Source organism: Mesorhizobium sp. WSM4841, assembly GCF_055811515.1.
Genome location: NZ_JBVVQC010000039.1, coordinates 44,971 through 62,023 on the forward strand (window position 1 = coordinate 44,971; position 17,053 = coordinate 62,023).

Annotated in this window: 15 protein-coding genes; 8 read left to right on the plus strand and 7 right to left on the minus strand. The window is 55.8% G+C overall.

The window, feature by feature from the left end:
• Window positions 1-120 precede the first annotated feature (120 nt).
• Together AC0L14_RS30610 and AC0L14_RS30615 are read left to right on the plus strand one after the other, a co-directional pair.
• Complete coding sequence (locus tag AC0L14_RS30610; protein WP_473751716.1) at window positions 121-1,029, plus strand: site-specific integrase; 909 nt, start codon at window positions 121-123, stop codon at window positions 1,027-1,029.
• 2 nt (window positions 1,030-1,031) lie between these two features.
• Complete coding sequence (locus AC0L14_RS30615) at window positions 1,032-1,937, plus strand: IS91 family transposase (RefSeq protein ID WP_473751717.1); 906 nt, start codon at window positions 1,032-1,034, stop codon at window positions 1,935-1,937.
• A gap of 456 nt (window positions 1,938-2,393) precedes the next feature.
• On the opposite strand, the gene AC0L14_RS30620 is transcribed toward AC0L14_RS30615, so the two are convergent.
• The 5 genes from AC0L14_RS30620 to AC0L14_RS30640 form a co-directional block, all read right to left on the minus strand.
• Entirely contained in the window at window positions 2,394-3,809 is a 1,416-nt protein-coding gene (locus AC0L14_RS30620; protein ID WP_473751718.1) for a hypothetical protein, read from the minus strand.
• Window positions 3,810-4,080: 271 nt separating this feature from the next.
• Entirely contained in the window at window positions 4,081-5,055 is a 975-nt protein-coding gene (locus AC0L14_RS30625; protein WP_473751719.1) for a pentapeptide repeat-containing protein, read from the minus strand.
• 168 nt (window positions 5,056-5,223) lie between these two features.
• Window positions 5,224-5,742 (minus strand): hypothetical protein, encoded by a 519-nt coding sequence (locus AC0L14_RS30630; protein ID WP_473751720.1) that lies wholly within the window; start codon window positions 5,740-5,742, stop codon window positions 5,224-5,226.
• 322 nt (window positions 5,743-6,064) lie between these two features.
• Window positions 6,065-7,417: a hypothetical protein gene (locus AC0L14_RS30635; protein ID WP_473751721.1), complete on the minus strand. Its 1,353-nt coding sequence runs from the start codon at window positions 7,415-7,417 to the stop codon at window positions 6,065-6,067.
• A 436-nt stretch (window positions 7,418-7,853) separates the two neighbouring features.
• Window positions 7,854-9,530, minus strand: a complete 1,677-nt coding sequence (locus tag AC0L14_RS30640) for a site-specific DNA-methyltransferase (RefSeq protein ID WP_473751722.1) — start codon at window positions 9,528-9,530, stop codon at window positions 7,854-7,856.
• A gap of 155 nt (window positions 9,531-9,685) precedes the next feature.
• Between AC0L14_RS30640 and AC0L14_RS30645 the strand changes: the two genes are divergently transcribed.
• Window positions 9,686-10,072 (plus strand): hypothetical protein, encoded by a 387-nt coding sequence (locus AC0L14_RS30645; protein ID WP_473751723.1) that lies wholly within the window; start codon window positions 9,686-9,688, stop codon window positions 10,070-10,072.
• 122 nt (window positions 10,073-10,194) lie between these two features.
• Here AC0L14_RS30645 and AC0L14_RS30650 read toward each other — a convergent pair whose 3' ends face one another.
• Both AC0L14_RS30650 and AC0L14_RS30655 read right to left on the minus strand, forming a co-directional pair.
• A complete protein-coding gene (locus tag AC0L14_RS30650; protein WP_473751730.1) occupies window positions 10,195-10,557 on the minus strand; it encodes a sunset domain-containing protein in 363 nt (120 codons plus the stop codon).
• Window positions 10,558-10,958: 401 nt separating this feature from the next.
• The gene (locus AC0L14_RS30655) at window positions 10,959-11,297 is read right to left on the minus strand and encodes a hypothetical protein (protein WP_473751724.1); all 339 of its coding nucleotides are present in this window, start codon (window positions 11,295-11,297) and stop codon (window positions 10,959-10,961) included.
• A gap of 548 nt (window positions 11,298-11,845) precedes the next feature.
• Here AC0L14_RS30655 and AC0L14_RS30660 point away from each other — a divergent pair.
• From AC0L14_RS30660 to AC0L14_RS30680, 5 genes are all read left to right on the plus strand, one after another.
• Entirely contained in the window at window positions 11,846-13,261 is a 1,416-nt protein-coding gene (locus AC0L14_RS30660; RefSeq protein WP_473751725.1) for a protein kinase domain-containing protein, read from the plus strand.
• Window positions 13,258-14,409, plus strand: a complete 1,152-nt coding sequence (locus AC0L14_RS30665) for an ATP-binding domain-containing protein (RefSeq protein ID WP_473751726.1) — start codon at window positions 13,258-13,260, stop codon at window positions 14,407-14,409. The genes AC0L14_RS30660 and AC0L14_RS30665 overlap by 4 nt, the downstream gene beginning before the upstream one ends.
• A 4-nt stretch (window positions 14,410-14,413) precedes the next feature.
• Window positions 14,414-15,769, plus strand: coding sequence for a hypothetical protein (locus AC0L14_RS30670; protein ID WP_473751727.1), 1,356 nt, complete (start codon window positions 14,414-14,416; stop codon window positions 15,767-15,769).
• A gap of 305 nt (window positions 15,770-16,074) precedes the next feature.
• Entirely contained in the window at window positions 16,075-16,359 is a 285-nt protein-coding gene (locus AC0L14_RS30675; RefSeq protein WP_473751728.1) for a hypothetical protein, read from the plus strand.
• A 26-nt stretch (window positions 16,360-16,385) separates the two neighbouring features.
• On the plus strand, window positions 16,386-16,976 hold the full coding sequence (locus tag AC0L14_RS30680; RefSeq protein WP_473751729.1) for a hypothetical protein: 591 nt from the start codon (window positions 16,386-16,388) through the stop codon (window positions 16,974-16,976).
• The last annotated feature ends 77 nt before the right edge of the window (window positions 16,977-17,053 follow it).

Here is a 17,053-nt window from a genome sequence, read left to right on the forward strand (position 1 = left end):
CCGCTGCGCGGGATGGGCGCGCGCGGTGAGGTAGAGGTCACGATCCGGTTGCCGCGCCCGCATTGAGCGTCGTTCGGCGGCGGCAGAGCATCACAGGCTTCTTCAACAAGGAGCCTGACCATGCCCCATCCTGTTCTCGATGCACCGATCAGCCCGCTGCGCCAACGGTTGATTGACGACATGACCATGCGGCGGTTCGGCCAGGAGACGCAGCGCAACTACATCCGCGATGTCGGACGGTTCGCGAGCTTCCTTGGCCGATCGCCGGACACGGCGACAGCGGATGACTTGCGCCGGTTCCAGGTCGGGCAGCAGGAAGACGGCGTTCCCGTGCCGACCATGAACAGCATTGTGTCGGCGCTGCGCTTCTTCTTCACCCACACGCTCGACCGCCCGGACCTGGCGCGCAGGCTGGTCCGCCTGTCGCATCCGCGCAAGCTGCCGGTGGTCCTGAGCCGCGACGAGGTTGCCCGTCTCCTCAACGCCACCACCTGCCTCAAGCACCAGGCCGCGCTCTCGGTCGCCTATGGCGCGGGCTTGCGCGTCGCCGAGGTGTCGACGCTGAAGGTCGCCGACGTCGACAGCGAGCGCATGCTGCTGCGCGTCGAGCGTGGCAAGGGCGGGCGGTACCGCAATGCCTTGCTGTCGGCCGATCTGCTCGCGCTGCTGCGCCAGTGGTGGAAGGTCGGGCGACAGCAGGGTGTGATGCATCGCGACGGCTGGCTGTTCCCGGGGCAGCACGCCATGAAGCCGATCAGCACCCGGCAGCTTCACCGCATCGTCGTCGAGGCTGCACAGGCCGCCGACATCGCCAAGCGGGTCGGGCCGCACACGCTGCGTCACAGCTTCGCCACCCACCTGTTGGAGGACGGCACCGACATCCGGGTCATCCAGGTCCTGCTTGGGCACGCCAAGCTCGACAACACCGCCCTCTACGCCAAGGTCGCGACCCGGACGGTACGCTCCGTAACCAGTCCGCTCGACAAGCTTGGCCTGTTCAAGCCGGAAGAGATCTCACCCGACGGCTGAGCGTGCGCGCCTCGATCGAGGTTGCCGACATCTTCCGCAGCGCGGGGCCCGCCTACCGGGCCGCCCATGCAGGGCATCTGACACTGCAGCAGCTCAAGGTCATGTCGGCGATCGAGCACTGCCGCACCGCGGCCCTTGGCGGTCACGTGGAGGCCTGCGAGGACTGCGGCCACTGGCGCATCGCCTACAACTCCTGCCGTAACCGGCACTGTCCGAAGTGCCAGGGCGCGGCCGCGAGGACATGGCTTGCCGAGCGGGAGGCCGACCTGCTGCCGGTCAGGGTACTCGGCAAGTTGTTTCGCCGCCTGTTCCTCACCGGGCTGATCGCCCTCCACGACGCCGGCCAGCTCGCCTTCTTCGGCACCCTTGCTCGTCTCGTCGAGCGGCAGGCCTTCCTGCGGCACCTGTCGCCGATCCGGAACAAGCGCTGGGTGGTCTACGCCAAGGCGCCCTTCGCCGGGCCGGAAGCGGTGGTCGCCTATCTGTCGCGCTACACGCACCGGGTCGCCATCTCGAACCGACGCATCATCCGTTTCGACGAGAGCGGTATCACCTTCCGCTACAAGAACTATCGTCTCAACGGCGCGGACCGCCAGCAGGTCATGACGCTCGCGACCGACGAGTTCATCCGCCGATTCCTGCTCCATGTCCTGCCGCGTGGCTTCCATCGCATCCGCCATTACGGCTTGCTCGCCAGCTCCGCCCGCAAGGCCAGCCTCGCGCTCGCCCGCGAACTGCTCGCGGTCGCGCCTCCCGCCACGAACGATCCATCGGCCGAACCGGACGGCTTCCGCCCGCCGTGCCCGTGCTGCGGCGGACGCATGATCGTCATCGAGGTGTTCGAACGGTGGAGGCAGCCGCGCGGACCGCCCTACGCAAGGACACCGGGCCGGGAGAACGCCCCATGACCCGGCACAGCTTGATGCAGCCTTCAGGCGCAGGCACTCAGCCTCCGGCAACGAACCCACGCGCGTCCATGGTGACCATCGGCGTCGACAGGGCTGCGTCCGACCGCGCACCGAGCCGACGATGCCGCATGGCCGGAAGACAAGGCGGTCCGTGTGCATCAATCCCGCCGCTTCCCGGCGGCGGTCGCACCATCCCCGACACCAGCCGAAAATCGAAATCTCCATAGCCATCGGCCGTGGCCCGCGGGTTCCTTCCTCGGGGACTTTCGTACGCCTGCCGGCGCCCGAAACTCTTCACGAAAGCGGACAGGCAGCGTTGAAACCCGGAACTTTAAATATCGGACGTTGAGGGTCGTCAATCTCGCAACACCCTGGCGAAGTTTTTTGGTCGAGACTGGGCTGGTACAGTCAGTCTGGCTACGGCGCTTGCGCCGTACGAACTTCACAGCTGATGTGTCAACTTGCTTCCCCGTCGTTGATAGGAGGAGGTAGTTGTAGTGGGGTCAATTTTTTTGGAAACCGCTTCAGGTGCTCAAGGAATGTTCGCCTAGGTGAATAAACGTATTCATCGCCAACATTCTGACGGAGATGTTCCTTCAAGAGCTCCATTTTAGTTTGAGTACGCAGATCATATTCGTCGTCGACCGACAGATCGAGACCGTCCTGCGAAGCGTAGGAAACATCCTGCGCGATAATGCTGATCTTGTAGAGTTCCTGCCGCCGGCGGTTGATCTCAATTATCTCGGACAGCAAGAAACGGAGAACGCCTACGCTTATGCCTAGCACAGTCAGCGAGACCGTGACGTAGGGCAACCGCGATAGCAGAAAATCAAAAATACTGATGTCTTTGAGCAGCCCTATTGCGTCAAGCAAACGTTCTGAGTTGCCAAAAAGGCGGAGTGTCACCCATACGATTAAAATCAACGGGACAATACAGAGGACTGCGTAGAGCCGAATGCTCCGCGTACCTTGGCGCACATAACCATTGAGGTCTGTTGGGAAGAGATTAATGTTGGCTTTGATCTCGGCGAGTTGGCCCTCAGAATCAACAATAGCCTTCGTCAAGACGCGACGTTCTTCCGTCAGCTTATCGATCGATTGCTCCAAGTTGTCAGCGCGAGCCGCTTGCTCCTTGGCGACTGTTGCTGCGACCTGGATGTCCTCCTGAGTCTTTTTGTTGGTCTGCAGCGCAATCTGTGTCAAACCCTCCAGATCTTTAAGCTCGTTGCTCTTTTCCTCGAGGGTGGTTTCTAACTTTCGTATTTCCTCTTCCTGCGCCAGGAATTGCTCATAGGATTTATTCGCTTTAGTGAAATAAACGGACAAATCGGCTTTTGCCGCCTCGCGCTTCGTCTCGATATTGTCAACAAATTGTACGAACTCAGCAACATAGTGCTTCTCGACACCGAGGACCTCCACTCGCTCAATCTGCGCTGATTTGAAAAGCGGCTCGTTCGGCCGAAGGCCAAAACCTTTCGTAAAATCACGAACTTGAAACGAGAAATGGTCTCCGGAAAAGTTCGTCGTTAATTTTCTCTCGCCTTGATCATTCAAGTAAGGAATAAGGCTTAGCTCCATACCGTGGTAGTTTTCATATCCGGTTGCATAAACGTTGATCTCGGTCACATAAACTGGGTCAACGAAATCAAAATCGAGCCAGTGGCGCCTTGCCCGAACAAAGTTGTCGGCAGACTGATTGCCTACAAGCAGCGTCGAGCGGCGGGTCTTATAAGAGAAAAACGTAATATCGATATTGCGCGGCTGTGGAATTGGTTCCCCAAAGGCAACCTCTACAGAAGCAGGGTCCGGCTGATTTGGCGGCTGAAGTGTCGAATCCTGAGACGATACCATTGGAGCACCTTTTTGATTCAAGCGTAGCGTATCGACAACGCCCGTTCACCGCTAGATGTGCCGACAGTTTTACAATGATCGCGGCACAACCAAGATGATAAACAATACTTCTGTAGATGCGAAAGAGGTTGTGCGCGGGGCTGCGGATATCCTGAAGACGTCCACTACGCCGGCTGGCAGGATCTCGTCGGCCCGGGTTAGGGAACAGTGCCAGCTCGAACTGGTCGAGCTCGTCCTGGCTATCGATGCCGAGGAGGTTTTTTTCACTGTGGTGCCGGGTGCAGGGCGCACTCTAATCTTTCTTCTTCGACTCCCAAGTCATGATAACCGGTGTTTGCTCAGCCTTCCCAGGCACCACAATGACGTTCGGCTTGCCGCCGATTTTCTCACGGATTCCTTCGTCGAAGATGCAGGTGTCGAGGCCTTCCGCATCGGTGAAATCCGCAAGCTCGACGTTTACCGCATAGCGGAAGTCACCGTTTTTAAATTTCACGCCTTTGAAGCTCGCACCCGCTAGATTGGATTCTTCGAAAGGAGAACCGTACACTTGCGTCCGTTCCTCACCGTCATACTCGTACCAGTCATCTTCGTCTGGGCGAATATCGGACCATTCCATCACCGCTCCATCGAAGCGTGCGTTTATGAGGGAAATGTCTGAAAAATAGAGGTCAGCACAAACCGTACCGCTTCCCGCGATCCCAAAGACCGTCCTGGAGAAGATCACACCCGTGCAATCCGTGTGCGCGAAGTTAACCTTGGTCAAAGATGTCTTGTAGACGCCGAAGTTACCTGAAGCGAAGGATGTGCCGCGAAGATTGTGGATGCGGTTTGCGTGAAACGAAAAGTCCCGAAGCACGATTCCGCCAAGGTCGAAGTCCGACTTTCCGTGTGCCGCTAGACGACGCAAATTGCCAGCAATGCGGACACGGGCTTCGTCGTTGTCCCATTGTTTGAAATCATCGATCTCCTCGGAATACCGCTCAATTTGCTGCTTCCGGTGCCGTCGGCTTTCAAACCAGTAGAGCAGTATGGCGACGAAGAAGAGGTCAAAAATCGTACCCCACGCCTCGATGTAGACGCCCTGTTCAACAGTGCCGACATCTCCAAAATAGGGCCGAATCCAAACCAGCACCGATAACCAAAGCACGAGAAGCACGAACGCCGGGGTGTAAGGTTCAATGGCTTGCCACCAGCGTGACCGGGCGCGTTGGAAAGCGCTCCGCCGCCGGTTCCACTTCCGCACCTGGCGCTCCCACCAAGTCATCATTTCACCCCTCCGCTTCGATCTATTCGTAGTATTTACCGCCGCGGCGAGTATCGTTGACAGCTCAAAAGTTTGATCTCAGAATCCAAAGCACAAGAAAGATAGCTGTGTTCCTGTCGCTGACGTTCGGGATTTCGAATAGGGCCGTTCCGCTTGTAACAGCAATCTGGTTCATGTGTGGTCCCGGAAATTCATCACCGTGGCACGTACATATTGCGGGATATTGAGGTGTGCGGCCCAGGCCGCTTTACCCAAATGTCCTCTGAGCTTCACGTCACTACTTAGCGGATTTTCAGAAGGGTTGCCGCAGTCCGGTACAATATGGATGGCGTGAATGATTTTATTGCAGGCTTGCTCGAAGGTGAGGGGAGCCTGCGGCTTGCCGGATAGAACATCGGGATCGAGCGTTCCACAGCCGACGACAATTGGCTGGTGCCGCGGTTCCGCAGGATCGACCCGAAGTCTGCTCATATGCTCAAGGTGAATTCTGTTCGCGATAGCCGTGCCGACCAGCAGATGCGTGATTTCGTCAAATAGATGATCCTCCCGCATGAGCCTCAAAGGGTCGTCGGGTTCGGGCGCTAGCTCAAAAATCCTCTCGTCACCGCTGAACACGAGGAATAGGCGGTATACATCCCGAAGGGCAATCGCCGAATTCAGCTCGAAATTGTTGCGTCCGTAACTTGACAAAAATCCAGCCCCCTTTATCGGCGATAAAGGATGGTATCATGGATAAGGTCATCGGTACCGACGATGTCCGCTTTCAGGGGAACGTTGCGACTTGCGAATGACCGAGATAAGGCGCTTTGCGGACTGGCGAGCTCGGTCGTGGTTGAACAGCTTACGGACCGGCCATGCACAATGTGGTGCTTGTTTCACCCACCACCGCGCTTTTGAATCCAAGGCGGATGGTGGGTAGGGTCGCCCCCCTTACCTACCGTACTTGAGGCAGGTTCGCGACGTACGCTGACTGCCGATCGTAGGCGACGGAGTGAGCATTCTGGCGGCTGCTCTATGCAAGGCTCGCCAGAATTTCCTCGTCACTGAGCGACGACACGTGATCTAGAAGGGCATCGAAGAAATCGCGCGCATAGCGTTGTAGCGTGCTCGTATAGAGGTGCTCGCCGGCGTTTATTAGCTCCAGTCGCTTCAGGCGCTCATTGGCCCGCGGATGTGTGTCCATGCGTTCCAGGAACGGCACCCGGTTACCCAATCTATCCCTGACCAGCTCCCCCGCTCGCTGGATGAAGTCCATGTAGATAAACAGTAGGTAGGCTGCACCAAGGGCACGCTGGTACTCGTGCAACTCGAACGCCACGTCAGTCTTGAGATTATCATTCGCGCTTGGCTGCCGATCGTCGCTAACTATTTGCTTCACGCGACCGATCAGTCTTGAACGCATCAGGCCTAAGGCGAATGTGTCGGCTCCAAATTCAAACTCGTGCCGAACCGCGGTGACGTCTCCACCCATTTCCTTTGCAGCCTGAAAACGCTTCGGATGGTTGAGGGCGACGTGGCCGAGCTCATGACTGACAATAAAGTCTACCTGATCGCTAGTCAGGTTGTGTAGCCTTGCCGCGATGTCCTCGCCATAAAGCACAACCGAAGCCTCGACGAGCTTCGTCGCCACAACGTCTGACCAGAAGTGCAGTACTATTGGCACTATCCCGCGCCATGCACGCGAGAGCCTCGCCGGCCCTGCCATTTTCTGGGTGGAATGGTAGTGAAGGAGGTAACGATTGAGCTGCTTTAGAATTGGCTCAAGTGCGTAGTTCAGCGTAATGACGGGCCCATTATCGAACCCCCACGTGGTCGCGTTGAACTTGGCCTTCTTCACGAGCGCAACGGCTACCTTGTCTAGGCCGAACCGTGCGACGTTCTCCGTCGGCAAGTTGACCATCACCCGCAGGAAGGCAAGCCGCCCCCAGTAAGGCAGAAGACCTTCCGCCGAGGAGAACCGGTCAGCGAATTCTCCAACCCACGTCATCAACACCTGATTGAGGACAAAGTCGAACGCGGCCGCGTAGCGGATGTCTTCTTCATTCCGCGGCTCTGGCCAGGCGAACTGGAACAACGATCGCAAACCCAGAAAGAGCATTTCGTCCGCGCGGACCGGCGACCGCCTTTGGAATTTTCTGATCTCAGCGGCCTGCGCTTCGTCGACCCCGTCAAAGCCGGCGTAGTCCGCCACCTGGATCTGCTCAAGATCGAGAGCGGACATCAATGGCGTGGGTCCGTCGCCAAGCACTGCCCGAACCTGACTCCCCACGGCCGCAAGGATGCCGAAGATGCCAGCCTGTTCGATCACCGGAAGACACTTGTCGTTGTCCTTACTCAGCCAGCGGGCATACGGATTATCGATCATTCTGCCACCTTAACTGCGCTACCTAAGACATTCCGGAAGCCCTGGTCACAGTGAGAAGAATGGATGCCGGGAGCTGACCGTTGCTTGATCTCGAGGACCAGTTATAGGCTACAATCCAGCAGGCAAAGCAGAATATAGGGCAGCTTTCGAACGCCTTTGATCACACGCCGAATGTCCGATAGTAGGCGCGTTCCTGACATTCAGACACGGCCTTTCAACCAATGGGCTTTGTATCGCCGACCTCGCCAGTTTGGCTCAGCACATCACGGCCAGAGTGGAGTGGAACTCGCCATCATAATATGCGCGCAGAGCGCCGTTGAGCATTTTGGTTAGCGACCGGTACGCCTGCAAAAAATCGAAAAGAATCATCGTGCAAAGCGGAGCAGTCCTCCGCCAGTCTTTGTCACCATAGTTATTGCAGGCTCAATCGGCACCACTAGCCTGTCAAGGTCACAAAGCGCGGATCGACAAACACGCCTTTAGCCGGAATGATCTTTTCGCCGTCGAATGGGAGCAGCAACTCTAGCTGATCCTTGTCCTTCCGTCGGATGGAAGGTGTTAGTTTCCTTTCCGGGATCGGCAGCGGGGGCAGTTTTGGCATGCGTCCGGAAAGCATGTCTTCGATTGTCGCGACCTGAATTCTGGGCAGTCGACCATGAGCAGAGCGAGTGACAAATCCGGCATCAGCGGCTTCGCGGATCATTGGTTGAGTTGGGTCGGCGAGCGAGACGAGGATACCCATTTCCGCTTCTTCCCGCTCGATCACGCCGCGTAGATCGCGCACCATTTGTGCGCCAACGTGCTCGCCACCCTTAACAGATATGATAATGCGACCGTCACCATAGGGACCATTTTTATAGAGGATGTTTCCGTCAATGCCGCGGTCAGCCCCTCGCTTTTCTTCCCGGTAGGTTTGCGCGCCGACACGCCACGCTGCCCACCATTGAAATTGATGCTTGTCCCGCCTAGCTAGGTCGCGTGCACTCGCGAGATCGACTGGCCGACCATGCACTGAAAAAGATGCGCTAGGATGATTGGCCTTTAGTCGAGCTTCGATCAGCGTTATCGCATAGTGCGTTACATCAATGCCGATCCATTGACGCCCGATCCTTTCTGCCGCTTCAACCGTAGTGCCGCAGCCACAGAAGGGATCAAGCACAACGTCGCCGGGGTCTGAGGATGCCTGAATGATACGTTCAAGGAGGCTCAAGGGCTTCTGTGTTGGGTAGCCCAGTGCTTCTCTGCCAGATGCCGCTTTTATATCTGTCCAATCGTTCTGAAGGGCTACGCCGGGCATCTCGTCAAGGTAGCGCTTCTGGGCGGGGACGGTGCCGGGTTTAGTCTGAACGACCCGCCCTTGAGCAATTAGTAGGTCCATCTTCTCTCGGCTGAACCTCCAGTGTCTCTTAACACCCATCACTTCATAAAATGGATTGCCCTTGGCGGCTCCGCCAGGGCCAGTGAGGTCGCTCAACCTGTATGCGCGGCCTGTTCCTGGTTCTCTGTGTTTATAGAAGTCCCGGACGTACCTCGGATCATAAGGGATATATTGAGTGTTCCATTTCCATTTGTCGGACTTGGTGTAGAAGAGTATCGTGTCACGCACGTTTCCGTATTGCTTTCGTCCTTGCTTCGCGTCGTTGTGTGCCGACTGGCGTCTCCAGCTTATCTCCGTCCGGAAACCTGATGGACCAAACAGCGCGTCTAGGATGATTTTCAAGTAGTGGCTGGCGTTGGGATCGCAATGCAAATACAGCGATCCGGTTGGCTTCAGAACATCGCGTAGTTCTAGCAGCCGCACCGCCATCATCGCCAAGTAGGCCATCATCGCATTCTGGCCTATCCAAGCTCGCATTCCCTTTAGGGCCAGAGCTACATCACCAGACGCGCGCATTACGTCTTCGTATGCTTCAGCAGCGTGTTCACCCCACTCCCATGTATCCCTGAACGCTTCTGCTTGCGCTTCGGTAGGAGCTCCACCATCCTCGCGAAAAAGTACATTGTAGTTCGCGTTCGAATTGAACGGCGGGTCGAGATAGACGAGATCAACAGACTCTGGATTAATTCTCTCGCGAAGAACGTGGAGATTGTCCCCAAAGAATAGTTTGTTCACCGCCGTCACCCTCGCTACGTCGAACGACAATGTCCTACAGATGTTAAATTAGCATTGGGGAAAGGTTACCAGACGCCTAACATTGAGTGTTGTATAAGGGCACGGGCTTCAAATGGATTTCATTTTTATCGCCCACATGACCAGGGCAAAATTTTGTGTATCTTGAGCGTGCCAAGCGCTGCGTCGTTCATCTTGAACGCAACGCCAGAATTGAAACCAGTCAACTAGAGAGCGCCATTGTCATGCCGGTAACGAAAGGCTCTGGGAATCCGAAATGGACACGCGACGATTTGTTGCTGGCCTTGGATTTGGTCCATCGCCACGGCAAGCCAATCGACAGGCAACATGCTGATGCAATTGAATTGTCGAGCCTTCTGCGTACTGCGCTTGCAAATGCGCCGCGATCGACCGACAGCCTTTTTGAAGGGCATCACACCGTCCCATTGGCCGCGGCTGAGGGAGAGCAGAAACCGCCTGTCGGACATGTCGCTCCTATGCGCCTGCTGCCATCGATTCATCCACCGGCTAATCGTGGACAATAAGCGTTGGATCAGCATCACTGAGGCTGTCGAGATGCGCCGACAAGTGGTGACTTAATCCGGCTGGTCGTATCGAAAATCCATGGAAATCAGCGAAACCGACGGAACATACTTCCGCCAACCGACTATCTTTTCGATTGTCGCCAACCGGCGGCAACGGCTTCTGCCTCTGAGCAGAACCATCTTTCGCCCTTGGCTTTGGTGATTTTAGTGACGCTGTAATACTTTTGGCCAGGCACGTGATAGATACGGTCTCCGTCCGCTGAAATGTTGCCTTTGATGTTGCAGCCTGAGTTGCCGTTGCCGATCGCGAAAAGCGGTGCCGGCGTCGCTTGCGGGTCGTCGCTATGCTGCGCTCGCCAGTCCCATGGAAATTGAAACGTCCCTACCCAAAGACCGGCCTTCGACGCCTTCGCCTTAGCTTGCTGCCCTGCATACGCACCATTGCTGTATGAAACAGTCTGTCGATCGCCGGATTCATTCGTCAGTCAGGCCGCATGGCAGTCAGCTATCAGGCGCCGGCCGGGGATGCTGCTTATCCACCTCAACGGCCGGCATGTGATGGAGAAAATTCTAAGGCCGGGCGAGCCTATAATTCCGCCACAGACCATTGTGGAGGGCAGTGTCCATGCCGGCTCGACGTGGCTCTTGGCGATTTACGGGAATGGCATAAGCTGCGGGCATGGTGCAGAAACTGTTCGCATCATGCGGAGGTGAAGGCGGCCAGTCTGATCAGGCGCTACGGCAAAGATGCGCTATTCAGCACGGTTGAGAGGGCGCTTTTCTGCATTATTTGCGAGCGGGGAGGGCCGGTTATGTTGGAAATTCACAAGCTGCCGCGGAATTGATCGCTCAGAAATTGCCTACTCGTCATCTTTGTCGCCTTTGATTACGGTAAAGGCGGGCCGTTCGTGCTGGATTCGGGAATAAGGATTGTATCTAGGGTAGCCAAAGCTGCCTCAATACTTGCGCGCTTGCCGTCATAATTTTCAGTGCCGGGTTCGAGCTCAGCAAGCGCCGACAGCCAATTTTTGCGGTCCACATTCCAGCTCTGATCCCACCCTGCCGTTATCTCTGGATTCGGGAGGATCGATAGGACGACCAAGCGCCTAACGATCATTTTCAAGGCATGTATCTCGCCTTGTTGCCTGACCGATATGTCATTCAACTTGCTGATTGCATCAGCCATCTGCGGCAGGGCTTCAAGTGGATCATCGAATGTTTTCATTTCCCTTTATGACCACGTTAAAGGCCCAAGTCGAGTGCTCGCCCGCGCGGGAGAGAGTTTCAGTCCCGATCCGTGCGCCGAACCATCCGCTAGACCGCCCTCAACAACGCGGTGAGCGGATTGGTGAGTGCTCACACGACGAAGATGTCGGAATGACAGAAAATAACGGCGTTTGGGGATTGACTGGCGGAGGGAGTGCCCGCCGAGGAATGTGACTTCGCATACGTTCAGAGCGCCGAGAACGAAGAATCCGGAAACTACATTTCACCCATTGCCCAATCTTTCGCGAAGTAGCGCGGAAATCCTCGGATACGTTTATGTCAAGCGCTCCAGTTTCGTACGAACACGTGCAATTTCTCCAAACTAAGACCCACGGTAGCCAAAAAGGCGAGGGCGGCGGGGTTGAGAAAGAGGAGAAAATCACCGGCTGATTAACATCAACGGCGGTCTATTGATAATCAACCGTTGCTCGGCTTTCAACGATTGACCAAGCATTGCAATTTTAGGTTTACAACACTACTAGACAGTGTTGCAGTGGGGTGGATTGAATGGATAGCGCTCAAGCTAAAATCTTGGCTGATAGCTTGCTGGGGGACAACGTTGGAGGGTGGGCGATAGATGGGGTCTTCGGAAATGGAAAATCGGCGGTCGTTCTTTCCGCAACAAGAGACGGCGTCGAAGGGGCGATAAAGGTTTTCCATCCTGAACTCATCGAACGTTACGGGCGAGACGTCCAGCTTGAACGTATTGATCGTGAAAAGGGGCTGATCGGCCTTAGTCATCCTCACTTGGTCACGATTATCGACGGAGGAGCTTGCTCGGTCACCGGACATCTTTTCGTGGTGATGGAACGTCTTCCGTACCAAAATCTTCATGAGGCCCGCGCGGCGATCCCTCCCGCAAAATATGGGGTTCTAATATCGCAGATCGCATCAGCGGCGCGCTTCCTTGAGGATCTCGGCTTGGCGCATCGAGATATCAAGCCTGAAAACATTGCCATAACGGATGATTTCGAGAAGGCAATCCTCCTGGACCTCGGGGTGCTTTTGCCAGTCGGATTATCGGACTTGACCGATGCCTTTCAACGTCCGTTCATCGGAACCCTTCGATATAGCTCGCCTGAATTCCTTGATCGCAAGGAGCAGGACACGACCGAAGGATGGCGGGCCGTGACGTTCTACCAGATGGGAGCGGTTCTTCATGACCTCATTATGCAGAAATCGCTTTTCGAGGAAGCTTCTGAACCGTTCGCCATCCTCGTGGAAGCTGTCCACCGCGCAAACCCGCCGATCAGTGGAGGTGACAGTAACTTAATGCACCTGGCGCGACGCGCGCTTGTCAAGGACCCACTCACCCGGCTGGACCTCGTGAAATGGAGCGATTTTGAAAACGCGGCCGCTCTGCCCGCCGCCTCTCTTGAGGATCGACGGAAGATTATCCTTGAGCGACAAAAACTGTCACGGGTCACGAGTTCCACCACGGATCTCGCCCAGGCTGAAGTCCGACGGCTGTTTCTGCAGCGCATGGACCAGTTTAGTCGGCGGCTCGATACGAGATTGGCCTCAGTCCTGGCGGAACTGAAATGTTTCCCCCTTCGAAGCTGCACAATTCAGATTGGCCCACACGATACGCGCACCGTCGTCCTTCAATTCAGCAAGGACGAGAACATGGGGATGCCCTACATTCTCACGCTTTTGCTTCAGCTGTCCGAAATCGACTACAACGAGGGTTCACCGCAATACGCAATTACCTGCTCGGCGGCCGTGTCTCTTGATGGATTGGAAATTGACGACCTTCCGCAAGGGGAGGCGATTTTCAAGGGATCAGAGGAAGACCTCTATAGCAGTCCCCTTCTTCAGACCACGCTTACGGATGTGCTCGTCGCTTACTATGACGCCATCGAGGGGGAGCCGATTGGAACAGACGTCGTGCGTAGTCTCCCCATCCAAGGTGTCGAAACATGAAGAGTGCATGGTGGAAGGATGAAGCTGACCTCGTAGGAGAACAGTCCGCGATTCTAGATATTCCCCCGGAGAAATGCATCCTTATCAAAGGCCCTCCCGGTAGCGGCAAGACAAATTTGCTGCTTCTACGCGCGAATTATCTCGCTTTGGGCGATCACCCGAACCTCCAGGTCGTCGTCTTTGGGTCTCTCCTGAAGAACTTCATACAGATAGGCGGTGTCCAGTATAAATTTCCTGCAGACAGGGTAACCACGCACGCCCGTCTATTTAATAGCATTTTGCGCGAAAACGGCGTCCCGGTGGATACGAGTGGCATGGATCTGGAGGCGGCGAGAGAGGCGAGGGCTGTTGGTGTCGAGGCTCTTGTCGACGCTGGAAAGATCGGGAAGCTTTTTGATGCCTTGTTGTTGGACGAGGCGCAGGATTACACCGCCCGCGAAATCAAAATATTTTCCAGAATGACCTCGATTCTCGTGGCAGCGGCTGACGAATTTCAAAAGGTTTTCAACGGGGACGATTGCTTGCCAGAGCTGGAGGCCGCGGTCGAAATCATACATCCGCTGGATTATCATTTCAGAAATGGTAGGGACGTCTGCCGTATCGCCGACGAGATTTTGAAGGGGTACCCCAATCACGTCCCGCTGCTAAAGAACTCGCAGTATGATGAAAAGGAATACCCGGTTAAAATCTCGATTAAAAAGGATCTCTCGATTGGAGAGCAGGCGGAGGCGATCGCCGCACAGATCCAAGATCAGCTCGTCGCCTATCCCGAAGAAACGATCGGCATCATTTGCCCGCGAAATGAGGAGGTGGCCGCTATCGCGGCGACCTTTAATCAACTCGGCTTAGCCGGCTCGATAACAATCGGCAAAGACGGCGACTTCAACCCTGAGGCACCGGTATGGTTGACAACGATGTCGGCTGCCAAGGGACTTGAGTTTCGGTGCGTTCATATCGCCGGACTTGATTTCTTGAGTAGGATGGGCGGCGTGCAAAAACGCCTGGCATATACCGCGGTGACGCGAGCAAAGACGGCGCTTAGTTTCTATTACGAAAATACGATACCGGCCTATCTCGCGGGTGCGTTGAAAGTGGTTTCGCCATCCACCAAGGCGATTACACGAAGTCAAATTTTCGGTAAGGAGTGAAGACATGTGGATGGCATCACTCGGAAAACGTGAGTTCCTGGAAACTGTCGCGGCTGGCCCTTCCGCGGAGACCACGAGAGGTGCGCGTGAATTCTTCGACAAAAGCGCCTTGAACGCACAGCGTGGAAGGATCGCCACGTTCTGGCAAGATCCGCCTAAAGATCGCTATTCATTCCCGATCCTGGCGGTAGCTGATGAATCCCAAATCCGGGATTTGCTCGCTGCGGTAAATTCAAGCCCGAACGCCGTCTCTCCATTCACCGCGTTTTGTCGCATCATCGACTATAGCCAAGCCGAAACCTACCTCGACCGTAGCGTTTCACGCCGATCTTCCTCTTTTGTCGAGGCGGTCGGATTGCTGTCCATCGTCGAAGTTCAGCTACTCTCAGCGGGGCAGATCAAGGCCCGTCAGGCAAGTCCAGCCGCCGCGCGACGCACATTGAGCTTCGTTTGGGGGCGAGGGATAGCGTCGGGCTTGTCGCCGGTGGAGTTGGATGATCTAACAAGCCGATGGCTCGAAGCCTACAGACTGTGTAATTCGACACTAGCCGGGGGAGACAATGCTCCATCCGTTCAGCATATCTTGCCAGTGCTGAAGACTGTCAGTGAGTTGCTCGCGAACGACGTTTCCCTCAAGCCCGTCGAGCGATTGATCGCTGCTATTGTGAATTCCGACGCGCAAGCGAAAAATTCCGCGTGGCGTGACGCTTCCGACTATTTCTCCATGAGCATTTCGTTGCAGAGCATCGAAAACGCGTCGAGGGAGGAAAGAGGCTCCTATTTGCAGAGGCTTTTCGAGGGAGGAGGCGTCTCGGGCGGCGTTGGTCAGGAAGCTGCCCAAGGTTTCCTGGCGACCCAGGTTGCGCCTGGCTCCTTGGAACATCTAGACATAGTTCTCAGTCGGGGCGGCCCGGAAGCCGCGTTCTGGTATGTCTTGTTCGCGGCTTTGCAGAACCCGCACTCGATACTGAACGCGTTTGGTGGGCTCGGTCGACGCGTGACGCGCGATGTTCGCGATTGCGAGATCCTAAATCGGTCTCCAAGAGCGGATATAGCGCTCGACGAGCTTAAAATACTCGCGAGGTTGAACATCGACGAAATCGCCTCAAAGATTGGACATTCTAATGAAATCGAGATTGAACTACTTCCGGGAGTGAGCGCTACGTTTCGGTTTGGTCGATCTGGGGCACCTAAGATTGCTTCGAGCGAAAAACAGGCGAGTCATCTTTGGAGCGGCAAGCTTGCATCAGACCTACGTCAGATTTCTTATCTGGTAGAAAGGACGTTGGCTGAAGTCGAGGGCGGCACTGAGCCAAGCACTGACAGTAAAACGAAGAAGACGCGAAAAGCTCGCTACTAACCTTGATTTCTACCAGACATATTTTGTTTGCCATGGGGCTAACGAGTTGAACTGCCACTGTGCCGGTCGCCGCACTCGCCTGTCCGAGTATCTGATGGGCACAGAATGCTTGTCCGAAGGTTCTCGACAATCGAGCCAATAGCGGTCCTTAGACACCGCCTGTAATCTCCCGTTTACATAGTGGTCTACGGAGCTGGGTCTGCATTGTCTCGGTAAAACCGTTGCTATAAAACTGGGGTAGCGGCCCTGCTGTTGACCTGTCCCTACACCCCTGCGTCCCTTTCACCCCGTTCTGAAAGCAGCGAATGCCCTCACTTGCATCCTTCAACATTCCAACCCCAAAGTCCTGGGATGAGTTCGAGGACATCACCCTTTCGGCTGCAAAATTGCGTTGGAATTCCTCCAACTTCTTTCGCCATGGCCGTACGGGGCAGCGGCAGGACGGCGTAGATATTTTCGGGACGCCCGGCGATGGCCGTCAGCGTGGCCTGCAGGGCAAGAACACGATCGGGGGCCTCGGCGAGGCGACAGTAATCCAGGAAGTGCTGCGGCCGAAAGCTTCCAGCCAGCTATTGACGAACTCTATATAGCTACGACTGCCAAGCGCGACGCGGTCTTGCAAAAGGCCGTGCGCAAAATCTCGGCTCAACGCAGAAAAGCCGGCAAGTTCACCGTCTCCATCCTATTCTGGAATGACATCATCCAGGACCTGACGACTGACCTGTCAGTGTTCCGGAAGCATTATCCTGAATTGGGCGGGGCGCACAGCGATCCGGTCAAGGAGCATGATAAGACGCTTGCCTTTGAGCTCGGGGAGCTTCTGTCTTCGAAGGGCATGATCGGTTTCCTCGACCAGAACAATATGGCTGGCTTTTCCTTCGCCTATGATCGATTCGAGCCGCTCCGAACGTTCGTGTATGACTGGAACAAGCCCGAGAAGGAGTTCCTCTCGCCGACACTCGAAGAGGCTAAGATGGCTCTTTGGCGCAAGGCCGATGCCTACTTCGACTTGCTGGCGGCTGAGACATTTCCGACGAACAATCCAGATTTTCACACTGTGCCGCCCGAGTGGGAGTATCAGCAGCCAGATCGCTTCTGGAAGGTCGTGAAACAGTTTCACAGCCTAGCGAACGAAATTGTCGAATTGCATGCTGCCTTCACGCGATTGGCAAAAGCGGAGCTGATCGGGAAGGCTCGCAAACGCTAGGGTCGCGTCCCTACAGGTGGTGTAGCTCGGCGGTAGCGAAGCCGCTCGCGAGCGCGCCCTCGATAGCGCTGTAGATG

Excerpts from the sequence above, each read along its gene's own strand:
- AC0L14_RS30625 (WP_473751719.1), bottom strand. The coding sequence starts at position 5,055 with ATGATGACTTGGTGGGAGCGCCAGGTGCGGAAGTGGAACCGGCGGCGG.
- AC0L14_RS30675 (WP_473751728.1), top strand. The coding sequence starts at position 16,075 with ATGCCCTCACTTGCATCCTTCAACATTCCAACCCCAAAGTCCTGGGAT.
- AC0L14_RS30635 (WP_473751721.1), bottom strand. The coding sequence starts at position 7,417 with ATGATCGATAATCCGTATGCCCGCTGGCTGAGTAAGGACAACGACAAG.
- AC0L14_RS30610 (WP_473751716.1), top strand. The coding sequence starts at position 121 with ATGCCCCATCCTGTTCTCGATGCACCGATCAGCCCGCTGCGCCAACGG.
- AC0L14_RS30655 (WP_473751724.1), bottom strand. The coding sequence starts at position 11,297 with ATGAAAACATTCGATGATCCACTTGAAGCCCTGCCGCAGATGGCTGAT.
- AC0L14_RS30660 (WP_473751725.1), top strand. The coding sequence starts at position 11,846 with ATGGATAGCGCTCAAGCTAAAATCTTGGCTGATAGCTTGCTGGGGGAC.
- AC0L14_RS30670 (WP_473751727.1), top strand. The coding sequence starts at position 14,414 with ATGTGGATGGCATCACTCGGAAAACGTGAGTTCCTGGAAACTGTCGCG.
- AC0L14_RS30665 (WP_473751726.1), top strand. The coding sequence starts at position 13,258 with ATGAAGAGTGCATGGTGGAAGGATGAAGCTGACCTCGTAGGAGAACAG.